Origin of the sequence: Neptunitalea chrysea, assembly GCF_027924145.1 — a bacterium.
Lineage (GTDB): Bacteria > Bacteroidota > Bacteroidia > Flavobacteriales > Flavobacteriaceae > Neptunitalea > Neptunitalea chrysea.
Map to the genome: position 1 here is coordinate 21727 of NZ_BRVP01000030.1, position 12745 is coordinate 34471.

The 12745-nt window shown below is 34.5% G+C and carries 15 protein-coding genes and 3 pseudogenes; 5 read left to right on the forward strand and 13 right to left on the reverse strand.

Translation table 11 applies throughout. From position 1 onward, the window contains the following. Positions 1–2 precede the first annotated feature (2 nt). From NBRC110019_RS15480 to NBRC110019_RS15490, 3 genes and pseudogenes are all read right to left on the reverse strand, one after another. On the reverse strand, positions 3–1541 hold the full coding sequence (locus tag NBRC110019_RS15480; RefSeq protein WP_281756350.1) for a YifB family Mg chelatase-like AAA ATPase: 1539 nt from the start codon (positions 1539–1541) through the stop codon (positions 3–5). A 476-nt stretch (positions 1542–2017) separates the two neighbouring features. After that, complete coding sequence (locus NBRC110019_RS15485; protein WP_281756352.1) at positions 2018–2548, reverse strand: hypothetical protein; 531 nt, start codon at positions 2546–2548, stop codon at positions 2018–2020. 2 nt (positions 2549–2550) lie between these two features. Next, a pseudogene (locus NBRC110019_RS15490) lies at positions 2551–3384 on the reverse strand (RHS repeat domain-containing protein); the annotation flags it as partial. Positions 3385–3514: 130 nt separating this feature from the next. Between NBRC110019_RS15490 and NBRC110019_RS16915 the strand changes: the two are divergent. Further along, the gene (locus NBRC110019_RS16915) at positions 3515–3616 is read left to right on the forward strand and encodes a helix-turn-helix domain-containing protein (protein ID WP_373877006.1); all 102 of its coding nucleotides are present in this window, start codon (positions 3515–3517) and stop codon (positions 3614–3616) included. Then, on the forward strand, positions 3598–3813 hold the full coding sequence (locus NBRC110019_RS15495) for an XRE family transcriptional regulator (RefSeq protein ID WP_281756354.1): 216 nt from the start codon (positions 3598–3600) through the stop codon (positions 3811–3813). The genes NBRC110019_RS16915 and NBRC110019_RS15495 overlap by 19 nt, the downstream gene beginning before the upstream one ends. Before the next feature lie 28 nt (positions 3814–3841). Here the strand turns inward: NBRC110019_RS15495 and NBRC110019_RS15500 are convergent, their stop codons facing one another. Then, positions 3842–4261 (reverse strand): hypothetical protein, encoded by a 420-nt coding sequence (locus tag NBRC110019_RS15500; protein ID WP_281756356.1) that lies wholly within the window; start codon positions 4259–4261, stop codon positions 3842–3844. Positions 4262–4263: 2 nt separating this feature from the next. After that, positions 4264–5169 (reverse strand): RHS repeat-associated core domain-containing protein, encoded by a 906-nt coding sequence (locus tag NBRC110019_RS15505; protein ID WP_281756374.1) that lies wholly within the window; start codon positions 5167–5169, stop codon positions 4264–4266. Between the two features lie 95 nt (positions 5170–5264). On the opposite strand from NBRC110019_RS15505, the gene NBRC110019_RS16920 reads away from it, so the two are divergent. Further along, entirely contained in the window at positions 5265–5390 is a 126-nt protein-coding gene (locus NBRC110019_RS16920) for a helix-turn-helix domain-containing protein (protein WP_373877007.1), read from the forward strand. Further along, a complete protein-coding gene (locus tag NBRC110019_RS15510; protein WP_281756357.1) occupies positions 5348–5563 on the forward strand; it encodes an XRE family transcriptional regulator in 216 nt (71 codons plus the stop codon). The genes NBRC110019_RS16920 and NBRC110019_RS15510 overlap by 43 nt, the downstream gene beginning before the upstream one ends. 44 nt (positions 5564–5607) lie before the next feature. Here NBRC110019_RS15510 and NBRC110019_RS15515 read toward each other — a convergent pair whose 3' ends face one another. The 7 genes and pseudogenes from NBRC110019_RS15515 to NBRC110019_RS15545 all read right to left on the reverse strand — a co-directional run bounded on the left by NBRC110019_RS15515 (position 5608) and on the right by NBRC110019_RS15545 (position 11776). Further along, positions 5608–6147 (reverse strand): hypothetical protein, encoded by a 540-nt coding sequence (locus NBRC110019_RS15515; protein WP_281756359.1) that lies wholly within the window; start codon positions 6145–6147, stop codon positions 5608–5610. Between the two features lie 2 nt (positions 6148–6149). Beyond that, positions 6150–7679 (reverse strand): RHS repeat-associated core domain-containing protein, encoded by a 1530-nt coding sequence (locus NBRC110019_RS15520; RefSeq protein ID WP_281756361.1) that lies wholly within the window; start codon positions 7677–7679, stop codon positions 6150–6152. Between the two features lie 9 nt (positions 7680–7688). Further along, positions 7689–7949, reverse strand: a complete 261-nt coding sequence (locus tag NBRC110019_RS15525) for a hypothetical protein (protein ID WP_281756363.1) — start codon at positions 7947–7949, stop codon at positions 7689–7691. A gap of 117 nt (positions 7950–8066) precedes the next feature. Continuing rightward, positions 8067–8468, reverse strand: coding sequence for a TrbG/VirB9 family P-type conjugative transfer protein (locus NBRC110019_RS15530; protein ID WP_281756365.1), 402 nt, complete (start codon positions 8466–8468; stop codon positions 8067–8069). Beyond that, positions 8469–9347, reverse strand: a pseudogene (locus NBRC110019_RS15535) (RHS repeat domain-containing protein); the annotation flags it as partial. A gap of 267 nt (positions 9348–9614) precedes the next feature. After that, a complete protein-coding gene (locus NBRC110019_RS15540; protein WP_281756367.1) occupies positions 9615–9941 on the reverse strand; it encodes a MafI family immunity protein in 327 nt (108 codons plus the stop codon). Between the two features lie 2 nt (positions 9942–9943). Continuing rightward, entirely contained in the window at positions 9944–11776 is a 1833-nt protein-coding gene (locus NBRC110019_RS15545; RefSeq protein WP_281756369.1) for an RHS repeat-associated core domain-containing protein, read from the reverse strand. A 158-nt stretch (positions 11777–11934) separates the two neighbouring features. Here NBRC110019_RS15545 and NBRC110019_RS16925 point away from each other — a divergent pair. Then, a pseudogene (locus tag NBRC110019_RS16925) lies at positions 11935–12024 on the forward strand (transcriptional regulator); the annotation flags it as partial. A 119-nt stretch (positions 12025–12143) separates the two neighbouring features. On the opposite strand, the gene NBRC110019_RS15550 reads toward NBRC110019_RS16925, so the two are convergent. After that, positions 12144–12494, reverse strand: a complete 351-nt coding sequence (locus tag NBRC110019_RS15550) for a hypothetical protein (protein ID WP_281756371.1) — start codon at positions 12492–12494, stop codon at positions 12144–12146. Positions 12495–12745: the final 251 nt, after the last annotated feature.

Below are 12745 nucleotides of genomic sequence, written 5' to 3' on the forward strand. Positions count from 1 at the left end.
AATTACCCCAACCAACCATCTCTATCTAAACTACGGTACTGTATAGCTTCACTGATATGATGCCCAAGTACCAATTCCGAAGCATCGAGATCGGCAATGGTTCGGGCTACTTTTAAAATACGGTCATAAGCTCTAGCAGAAAGATTTAACCGTTGCATTGCATTTTTAAGCAAGTCTAAAGAAGCGTCATCTAAAGCACAAAACGCACGTATTTGTTTGGTATTCATTTGCGCATTGTAATGGATATTGGGTAACTCTTCAAATCGTTGGGTTTGAATTTCACGTGCTGTCATAACCCGTTCTCTAATAGCCACACTGCTCTCAGCTTTTTCGGTACACGAAAGCTTTTCAAAGGGTACAGGCGTTACTTCTATATGAATATCTATACGGTCTAATAAAGGCCCCGAGATTTTACCTAAATACCGTTGCATCTCTGCCGGCGACGAAGACACCGGAGCATCGGGGTCGTTAAAATACCCTCCCGGACTCGGATTCATACTAGCTACCAACATAAAAGACGACGGATACGTTACGGTAAACCTAGCTCTGGAAATAGTAACCTCTCTATCCTCTAAAGGTTGACGCATGACTTCTAATACCGAGCGTTTAAACTCGGGCAACTCATCTAAAAACAATACTCCGTTATGCGAAAGGGATATTTCTCCGGGTTGCGGGTAGGTTCCACCCCCAACTAGGGCTACGTCTGATATCGTATGATGTGGTGCCCTAAAAGGTCTATTATTTAACAAACCGGTTTCTCTTACTTTGCCTACTACACTATGTATTTTAGTGGTTTCTAACGCCTCATGTAACGTCATGGGGGGTAATATACTAGGGAGGCGTTTTGCCAACATCGTTTTCCCAGATCCTGGAGGACCAATAAGAATAATATTATGTCCGCCAGCAGCAGCTATTTCCATACAACGTTTAATACTCTCCTGACCTTTTACATCCGCAAAATCAAACTCCGGAAAGTTTAGGTTTTTATAAAATTCCTCACGGGTATTAATTACTACCGGACTTAATGTTTCGGTTTCTTCAAAAAAACCAATAACCTCCGATATATTAGAAACTCCGTATACTTCCAAATCGTTAACAATAGCGGCTTCCTTAGCATTTTGATGCGGTAATATAAATCCGGTAAAGCCTTCTTCTCTGGCTTTTATAGCAATGGGCAATGCTCCGGTAATGGGTTGTAAACTTCCATCTAACGAAAGCTCTCCCATAATTATATAGGACTCTATAGACCGTTTTACGTTTATCTGATTACTAGCTGCTAATATCCCCATAGCTAAGGTAAGATCATAGGCAGAACCTTCTTTACGTAAATCTGCTGGAGCCATGTTAATGGTAATCTTTTTTCCGGGTATTTTATAACTATTGTTTTGTAGCGCAGCAGCAATACGGTAGTTACTTTCTTTTATAGCATTATCGGGTAAACCTACCAAGTGATAGCCTATTCCTTTATTTACATCTACCTCTACTGTAATAGTGGTGGCTTCTACGCCAAATACGGCACTACCAAAAACCTTTATTAGCATTCCTTCTTTATTTAAGCGAAAGGTATTATCTAATTGCTACTAAATACTACGGTAAAGCATAATAGATTACTTAAAATTATATTAACCCGTAGTGCATACAAAATAAAGATTATATACCTCTATTGAATTGCTTTTATTGTATCGCTATTTGTAGGTTATTATACTCTTGATGTCGTAAGCCAAAAGGATAGTAATTGTTACCTTCAAAGAACGTTCTTAGTATAAATGCACTCTTTAAAACTATTTCTTACAATTAAATTTCCAAAAAATAGTAGAGCTCTATAAACGCCTCTTACAAGCCGAAAAAGATAAACTTACCTATCTTGAAAAATTCTTAAATAAAGACTAACAACCTTTTCATTTTCTTTAAAATACAAACCCCAACAACTTTTGCTAGCTGTTGGGGTTGTTTTTTATTAATAAGCCACTTTCTTAAAAGTGGTAATTTACTGTATTACCACGCTACACTACCCGTGTTAAAAACCTAAAATAATTCTATTAACTTTTTCAGAGATGCTATCAATCCTATATATGTATACACTTACTCCTGTTTCTAGAATTTTTCCTTCATCATCAAAATACGCATAAGGAGACATTCGCCCTGTAGCAGAAAAAATATTTGAAGAACGTCTGATTTCTTTAACCTTGCCCGTATATAAATCTGTGAAAATGTATATAATAGTCTTATCTAGTTTATTTTGATTTATATACGTGCTATCTGGGTTGACAATGAATTTAAAATCACAATCATCTATATATAAACATGTAGCATATCTGTTCCCTTTATTTTTAATATAGAATAGACCATCCTTCTTATTTTTTAATACTTCTAACCCCGTTTTTTTTAAAAAAGCTTTGTGGGTTTTAATACATTTCTTTACTTCTTGACTTTCCTTTTGGCTTAGGACACCATTTTTATCAAAACTATGAAGGTATGTTGTACATGAAAACGTAATGAAACATATTGCGTATACAATAAAATATTTAAACTTATCAATGTTTTTCATGATTACATATATCTAGGGGAACCACATCCACAATCATCAGATACCTTCGTATCTTGATAAGGATCTTTAACACCATTAGCCTCAAATTTATATTTATACTGAGTAGTGTAGAGGATGTCTATTAATTCTTTATAGTCTGTAATTCCATTTTTCATAACCTTCATAACTTTTGTTGATTGATATTTATTTTCAGAATCCATATCATTTGTGGTTTTTCCATTAGCTTTTAAAGCAGAAACAGACGCCATTTTATTATTAACTTCATCAATTGGATCGTATTCTCTTGGCTCATAACTAACACCTTCCTTTTTAGCTAAATTAAAAACAAAACCTATTAATCTTTGATTAAATTGTGTAGCCGTATTTATTTCATCTGCCAAGGCTGCTATATTCAGAGCTTCATTATCTGTATTTTTTACTAAAATATTGATTCTGTAGCCTTCCTTTTTACTTTTTGAAAACCCTGTCATACCTCCAATTGATAATTCTCTATTTGGTTCTTTACCAAATTCTTTTTTATCAAAACTATCAGCTACTACGATATGATAGTGCACATCACTATTAACCAATATATCATACATTTTACGTAATTCAGGACTTTTTAATACCATTTCAATGTATTTTTTAGTAGCAACATTATCTGCTAAAGTGACGTACATGCCTCCTTTATCTACCATATTAACTGGATCCTGTGTACAATAATTATATGGTGTCCATCTATAATAATTCTCCGCCAGCGGGTCAAGGTTCATCCATCTTTCTAAACTAGCGTCATAATTTCTAGCACCAAAATCATACCATTCTAAACCAAGCTCTTCATTAAACTCTTTCCCATTATATTTAAACTTCCCACCTTGTTACCTGCTTGCAGGTCATTGTACCCATTATGTCGTAAGGAATGTTACCTTACAAGTACACTTAAGAGGTTTTTAAGCACGTATGAGTGAAAAATTTGGAGATAGAATGATGCAAGTCCGTAAAGAAAAAGGGCTATCCCGTGAGGAACTCGCAAAGAAGATTGGAACGTCTGTTATGAAGGTAACGACGGGATGCCTTCTGTTGAAGTAGCTTTTAAACTGGCTGATGTTTTTGACGTGTCAGTTGATTACCTGCTTGGTGAAGGCTTAAACGCTTCTTTCGATAAGGAGACACTTAGACGATTGGAGGATATGGAAAAGCTACCTGACGAGGAACGCCAGCGCATCTTTCATTACATGGATTTGGTTATCCGTGATTACAAAGGAAAACAAGCCTATGGCTCATAAAAAAGCCCGACTAAATCGGGCTTTAATGTTATTGCTGTTCTGCTAATTCCTTTTCTAATTCTATTTTCCGCTTAAAGTAGATTCGTTCGGCTTCTTCTTCACCTTCAACAAGCTTTTCATAATGGGTATCATCAAAAACTAATTCATGGTAGCCCCAAACAGCTTCTTTATTAAGGTAGTCTGAATGTTCTTTTGTAAAAGCTTTAAAATGCCAGTCAACGGGAATAGTACTATTTGAGATGTCAAAAAGCTGACTTGGACACGCTGAAATTATTCCAGAATCATCAAGCAAATAAGTTAGGTATCCCCTTTTCATTATCATTCCCATTACAAGGTATTCTTTCCCAATATCTAACTCCCCATATTGTGTATGCTCAGAAGTTCCAAGCGGCTTTCTTTCATATCCTGTCAAAGCCGCCCCAGTGTTATGTATGCACTTGACTATCATAATTATTTAAACTTAAAGTCATCAACATATTTAAGAACTCCATTCTCAAATTTACCCACGTAGTGAATAGTGGTTTTACTTCCATTCAACCCTCTATGAACATATTGCATCTTACTCCATCCTAACCACCTTGAATCTTTCATTCCTTCCATTACCACCGTACCAATTCGAGGATTACTCACAATTTCTTTCATAGCTAACTGCTCTGTTAGGTTAGCAGCGGTTGTCCTGCCTGTAGAACCAAGACCTCTCGCAACTAAACCACTCGACTTAGCGGCCAAATACTCTGAAGTAGCAATATAACCTAAAGTTCCTAATTCTGCAAATTGTACAGATGTAACTATTGTAAACATCAATTTCAATACACCCTGACTCATTTCCGAACGCCCCCTATAGAATTCGGCCATATGCTGTGCTACCATAACATCTCGTTGTTGCTTTTGAAGCCATCTCATTGCAGCATCGTAATCGCTCTGACCAAAATTAGTTCCATAGTAATTGTTAAATTCATCCATATTGACAAAAGGAGATTCCCATGTTGCAGGAACATCTTTTAAGCCTTCGGAACTCCAACTACCAGAAGAATTAGAAGCACTAACTTCTTCTAAGACGGTAATTTGATTTTCTTCATTATCTCTATAATCATCGTAAAATTCATCTTCTGGACAAGCTGTAGGATTTCCATTAATGTCAACACAATTACCCCCGTTTGGATCAATAGCTATAATAGGATTATTACCCATAGCAAGATAAGGAGAATCAAATTGCTCATAAGGGTCTGTAGTATTGAACCTACCTAAAGCAGAGTCATAGTGTCTTAGCTCAAATTCATAAAGATTTAGATTAAATTCTTCTTCTAATTCCTGTCCCTGATACTTAAACTTCCCACCTTGTGTACCTGCTTGTATATCATTATACCCATTATGCCGTAAGGAATGTTACCTTACAAGTACACTAAAGAGGTTTTTAAGCACGTATGAGTGAAAAATTTGGAGATAGAATGATGCAAGTCCGTAAAGAAAAAGGGCTATCCCGTGAGGAACTCGCAAAGAAGATTGGAACGTCTGTTATGAAGGTAACGACGGGATGCCTTCTGTTGAGATTGCTACTAAAATTGCTGATGCATTAGCGGTAAGTCTTGATTTCCTTGTTGGTAAATCTTCACTGATTGTAAAGGACACCAACATACTGGAACGTATGGAAGATATTGTTAAGCTCCCCGAGGATAAAAAAATAGAGCTCTTTAACGTGATGGATGCCTACCTAAGAGATTTCAAAACAAGTAGAGTTTATTCAAAATAAAAAAGCCAAGCTGCTAAGCCTGGCTTTCTCAATATCTATTTTTATTAGTTTAACGATTCAAAGGATTTAATATCTAAAGTTCCCATGCGCTCAAAATTTAAAAGGTTATCATTCCTATTAAATTGAGAGGTTTCAACCGTATTCCCATCTGATATTGGAGTTGAAAGAATATAATCATTATCAAACACAACCTTTACTCCGAAAGGTTCAGGGTTATTCTTTAATCCAACAAACTCAATAGATTGTATTTTAGAAGCAATTATATTGCTGAACTCCTGAATGTCTGTCACTTCATAATATTCCGTCTCTAAATCACTTTCACATTCCGACTTCATCCAAGCATTCATTCTGGATGCAAAAGATGACCAAGAATATACTTTTGTGGGTATCCCTTCAAAACGGAGACAAGGAGTCCACATATCTTCTTTATCAGTAGTGATAACACATAAACGGTCTGGGTTTTGAGGAAAAACAAACCCAAAAGATATATCAATATCTAATTCTTTTTCTTCGCCTAATGGAGGCCAAACAACAAGAAACAACTTCTTTACCTCCTGATTTCTTAACTCTTTAAATGTCTCCATAATTAACGCAGAGGGCTTGCTAGATTATACCAGTTATTAGATGTTTTATTAATAACAGTAATAAAAGTGCCGTCAGCTTGAGTGACCAACATTTTACCATTACTAATACGCATAATTGCATTTGAATGCTGATGCCATTGACCGACACGTGTCAAAGCAGGGTTTGCATTATTTAGAAGTCGATTTGCAGCTGCTCTTAATTGTGGCAGCATTTTTTGGGCTTGCTGCGCAGAAACCTCACCGAATCCTAAAGCATTTCTATGTTTAATCAAGTGACCTGTTGAGTTATTTCCCCAACCTAATATTCGACTACTCGTCTTAGCGGCCTGTGTTCCTCCCCTAACAGCCAAATACTCTGAAGCACCAATATAACCTAAAGTTCCTAATTCTACAAGTTGTACAGATGTAACTATTGTAAACATCAATTTCAATACACCCATACTCATTTCCGAACGACCCCTATAGAATTCGGCAATATGCTGTGCTACCATAACATCTCGTTGTTGATTTTGAAGCCATCTCATTGCAGCATCGTAATCACCCTGACCAAAATTAGTTCCATAGTAATTGTTAAATTCACCCATATTGGCAAAAGGAGATTCCCATGTTGCAGGAACATCTTTTAAGCCTTCGGAACTCCAACTACCAGAAGAATTAGAAGCACTAACTTCTTCTAAGACGGTAATTTGATTTTCATCATTATCTCTATAATCATCGTAAAATTCATCTTCTGGACAAGCTATAGGATTTCCATTAATGTCAACACAATTACCCCCGTTTGGATCAATAGCTATAATAGGATTATTACCCATAGCAAGATAAGGAGAATCAAATTGCTCATAAGGGTCTGTAGTATTGAACCTACCTAAAGCAGAGTCATAGTGTCTTAGCTCAAATTCATAAAGATTTAGATTAAATTCTTCTTCTAATTCCTGTCCCTGATACTTAAACTTCCCACCTTGTGTACCTGCTTGTACATCATTATACCCGTTATGTCGTAAGCCAAAAGGGTAATAATTGTTCTCTTCTACAATTTCTACATCATTTTGTGTAATTACTAAATTATCTAAATAACAAGTAGTTTCTCCTGTTAAATTTCCTGTATTACGTTGTAAAATCAACATTACAGTTGTTTCGGTTACATTTGTTACTTCAAATTCTAAATGTTCTGCTGTACTTGGTAACCAACCATCATAACTCCAACCTGCAGTCCAAGGTTCCCAATCTCCTGTAGAAGTATCATACTCTCTAATAGCCAATATACCATTTACTCCCCCTACCATGGTGCCAGGATCATAGTCCACAGATATCTTTAATGGTAAACTAGGGTCTATAGTAAAAATTTTATATACATAATTCAGATTACTAGGTACACTTACTTTTAAACGTTCATTATCATTAGAAACCCAGCTAGTATTAGCCCAATCACTCGTACCACTATCAAACGTATCCTCTATAAATAATGATGCTGCATCGGTATACGTTAACCTATTATTCCCTAAGTGGTCTTTGTATTGGTAAAAGTAATTCACTCCAACAAGTTAACTTCCAAAAAATACAGGTTCTATATACCCTTCAGGCTGGGCTATATATTCCAACACATCATTGCTATAAATAAAACTACCACAATATTCAGTTACCTGATTGATACTATGCGTATTTTTTACTACTGTTTTCTTCAATTTTATTCCTGTTGCATCGTAAATGTACGTAATTGTTCCCTGATTTGTGAGTACTTGCGCAGGTAAATTTAGATGATTATAAGTGATATTGGTAATCCCTTTGTTTAGGTTTTGCGTCATATTTTCATAGATAAGCCAAAACATTTAGGGCATTGTATTTTTCCATGACCAAATCTACATAATAATTTTACAAAACCTTATTTCATAAGCTCTAACAAACTTTCTTTTATCTTATAATTACTGATTTTTAAGAATAAAATTAAATATATCATAAAATAAGGTCCAGGTATTCTCCTCTAAATAGAGAGTATATTTATTTTCTTTTGTTAGTATGGTAAGATTATTATTTATCATCTTATTTTCTGGTTTCTCTTTTAGATCTTGAAAATCTATTTCAATAATATCCTTTAAAAGGATATTATTGAAATAACTGGATATAAATAACCTTTGATCTGTTAGAATCCATCTATAATTATCTTTTCCTATGTAACATATCAAAATAGTTTCATCATCTTTCAATAATAATTTCAAAGCAGTATCATCTATATACTCTTCAGGTCTATTCTCCCATAAAAAAGTATTCTTGAAATTGATTCCACTTCTATTTATTTTCCCTTTTATCGCTGATTTACTAAACATTTACTTTAAGTTTTTTGTTATCTTAATTGTTGTTTCAGTGGTTTTTTCTATGGAATATCCCAATCTCTCAAAAATTTTAGGATTTATTAATTTAGAATTAATTATATCAACTCCTTCAATAACAAGTTTTTTAGCGCCTGCTGATTTTGCTTCTGCTTCAACACTTCTTATTACTTTCATTAAGTTTACTTCTCCTTTAACATTAGCCAATATTTGGACAGTAACTTTTAAAACTCCACCATTGTAAAGAGATTTTAATCTTGCAAAATAGCCAAGATAATTCCCCATTTTCCATCCTCCTCCTGCTGGCGTAGGAAAAAACCAAGGAAGTTCAAAATTTACTCTATATGAATCTGGTAACTTAAATAAAAAATTCTTAGGTAGCTTAACTTGATCAAATACTTCATCTTCGTAAAGAATATTTCCTACCTTATATTCTCTATTTTCTAGTTCATAACCAATTAAATTTTTTTCATCTCGCTTATTTAAATATATACCTGGATCACCATCATCATCATGATCAATTATTCTACCTCTATTATTTACTACCGTAGAAGCATAATATTGAGTATCATATTCTTCAAAATCATTAGTAAAAACAGAAAGATTCATATGGTATCCATCACCAACAGGCGCCATCCCATCTGGATCTATAAAATAGATGGGGTTGTTAAATGTATAATTATAGGGTGTGTGTCTAAGCATTAGTTCCGTCAACGGGTCAATATTCATCCAACAACCCAAACTTGCATCATAATTTCTAGCACCAAAATCATACCATTCTAAACCAAGTTCTTCATTAAACTCTTTCCCATTATACTTAAACTTACCACCTTGTGTAGCTGTTTGTATATCATTGTACCCATTATGACGTAAACCAAAAGGATAGTAATTGTTTTCTTATACTATTTCAGTAGCATATTGGGTAATCCCTAAATTGTCTATAAAACAATATGTTAAATTTGGGGTGGCACTACCTGTATTACGTTGTAACATAAGCATAAGTGTTTTTTCCAATGCTTCTCAAGCTCTACAAACAATACTATTTGTTTGTTTCGACAAAGAAAATTTCAATATCTACAACACTCTTCTTAAATGAAAAAAGCCACCCCGAAGGATGGCTTTGATTTTAAATTTTATTCAATGTCACTTATTAACTTCTAAAGTGGCTAATAATTCTACTAATCTATCTTTTACTGGTTTAGGAACTACATTTTCAGCTCTAATTAACTCCATCATAAAAGAATATCCATCTTCTGATATTTCCATTGTCTGAGCAACTTTGACTATTAGAGCATAAAACTCACTATCAATTTCAATCTCATACTCATACAGCTGAGTAATTATAGTATCGAACGCAAGACCATATTCCCTATTCTCTAAGAGTTCTTTAGAATTATTAATATCAGAATCTCCTAAACCTAATTCTTTAGCTGCTTCAATTAATCCAGAAACTATTTTTGATGTATTCATTATTATCTAATTGGGAATGCGGTAATGATTTCACTATGCGTATTTATAACTCTGATTTTGGTGCCGTTATAAAACCCTTCTGTTACAAAACGAACAGGCTGACCACTTCTGGTAAACATTGCACCAGCTCGACCAGTTTGCTGAACCCAAGGATTACTTGTCACTACCTCAGAAACACCATTCATGATTTTACTATTACTCCAAGTGGCAGGGAACATACTTTTCTTCACTTTTAAGCCATTCATAAAGCTTTTTGTACTACCGAACCAAGCATGACCACCTCCTGTTGCATCTCCTGAAATAATATGGGCTGTTCGTGAGCTACTCGCTAGGTTCACATAATTACTCCCCCTAACAGCCAAATACTCCGAAGCATTAATATAACCTAAAGTTCCTAATTCTGCAAATTGTACAGATGTAACTATTGTAAACATCAATTTCAATACACCCATACTCATTTCCGAACGACCCCTATAGAATTCGGCCATATGCTGTGCTACCATAACATCTCGTTGTTGCTTTTGAAGCCATCTCATTGCAGCATCGTTATCACCCTGACCAAAATTAGTTCCATAGTAATTGTTAAATTCACCCATATTGGCAAAAGGAGATTCCCATGTTGCAGGAACATCTTTTAAGCCTTCGGAACTCCAACTACCTGAAGAATTAGAAGCACTAACTTCTTCTAAGACGGTAATTTGATTTTCGTCATTATCTCTATAATCATCGTAAAATTCATCTTCTGGACAAGCTATAGGATTTCCATTAATGTCAACACAATTACCCCCGTTTGGATCAATAGCTATAATAGGATTATTACCCATAGCAAGATAAGGAGAATCAAATTGCTCATAAGGGTCTGTAGTATTGAACCTACCTAAAGCAGAGTCATAGTGTCTTAGCTCAAATTCATAAAGATTTAGATTAAATTCTTCTTCTAATTCCTGTCCCTGATACTTAAACTTACCTCCTTGTGTACCTGCTTGTATATCATTGTACCCATTATGTCGTAAGCCAAAAGGGTAGTAATTGTTCTCTTCTACAATTTCTACATCATTTTGCGTAATTACTAAATTATCTATAAAACAATATGTTATATTTGGGGCGGCACTATTACCTGTATTACGTTGTAACATTAGCATTACCGTACCAGAGGTTAATGAGCTTGCAGGGGCGGTTATAGTGATACGCTGTTGTTCTGAAGGTAACCATTCAGAATTCCATGTTCCCCAAGGTTCCCATTCCATATCTCCGTCACCATCAGTATCTCTGTATTCTCTTAGTGCCATTACCCCATTAGGTCCCCCAATCATAGTGCCAGGATCATAATCAAAAGATATATGTACATCTAAATTTGGGTCTATGGTAAATTGTTTGTTGGTATAATTTAGGTTTGTGAGTTCAACTTTTAGTCTTCCAGCATCATTGGTAAGTGTTACCGAACTCCCGTTTTGTGACCAATCACTTGTATCACTATCAAACGTATCTTCTATAAATAATGATGCAGCATCGGTATACGTTAACCTATTATTTCCTAAATGATCCTTGTATTGGTAAAAGTAATTCACTCCAACAAGTGAACTTCCAAAAAATACAGGTTCTATATACCCATCAGGCTGGGCTATATATTCCAACACATCATTGCTATAAATATATGCGCCACAGTATTCGGTCACCTCACTTGAATTCTGTGTATTAGTTACTATTTTCTTCAATTTTATTCCTGTTGCATCGTAAATATACGTAATTGTTCCCTGATTTGTGATTAATTCTGTAGGTAAATTTAGATGATTATAGGTGATATTGCTAATCCCTTTGTTGAGGTCTTGTGTCATATTCCCATTACTATCATACACATAGTCATTCCCACTGGTGGTTCCATCATTAAAACCATCAATTGTAGCAGCATCACTAACTGCTAGTAACTTATTACCATTGTAGACTTGGCAATATCTGAGATTTGGTAAGCCTACACTTTTCTTATAATTAAATATTAAGTAAAGTGGTAGAACTCTACGAACGTCTCTTACAAGCCGAAAAAGATAAACTTACCTACCTAGAAAAATTCTTAAACAAAGATTAACAACCTTTCCTTTTTCTATAAAATATAAACCCCAACAACTTTTATTAGCTGTTGGGGTTGTTTTATTAATAAGCTACTTTCTTAAAAGTGCCAGTTTGAAACACTGCCGACATTACTTATTACTCCATCTCTTCTAACTCTATATTTTTACATTTTATAAAATCCATATCCTTCTGTGAGATTTCTTCAATTTCCATATCGGGGTCTAAGCTTAAATAATAATAAGAATTTGTTTTAAAAAACTTATAATCTTCAATGTTGTAGAAGTAATAATTGAGATTATAAAAAAAACTGTATTCTATTACACCTATAAAACTTAGTTTGATAGTTTTGAAGATACTACGAGATGAAAAATTTGTAATAATCAACTCAATCTCCACCTCTCCAGAAATATTTAGAAATAAACGTATCTCTTTAACTACAGTATTAAAAAGAGAATTTTCTTTTATAAATATCTTATCTAATTCCATAATAATAATTTACCAAATATACTATTGACCACTAACTTTATTATCAAAATCTCTAACGATTTCATTCTTTTTTGGAGGTCTACCAGGTTGTCTATCACCCCTACCTGAAGGATTATTGGACTTGCAACAAAAAACTGGACAACTAGTTGAATGATTAAGCAGTAGCAAAGATAGCATTGGAGGATAATCAACAATTAATAGATTCATTGGGTAAATTGGTAAGAAGCTAGTTTGCCAACCCTATTTGTTAG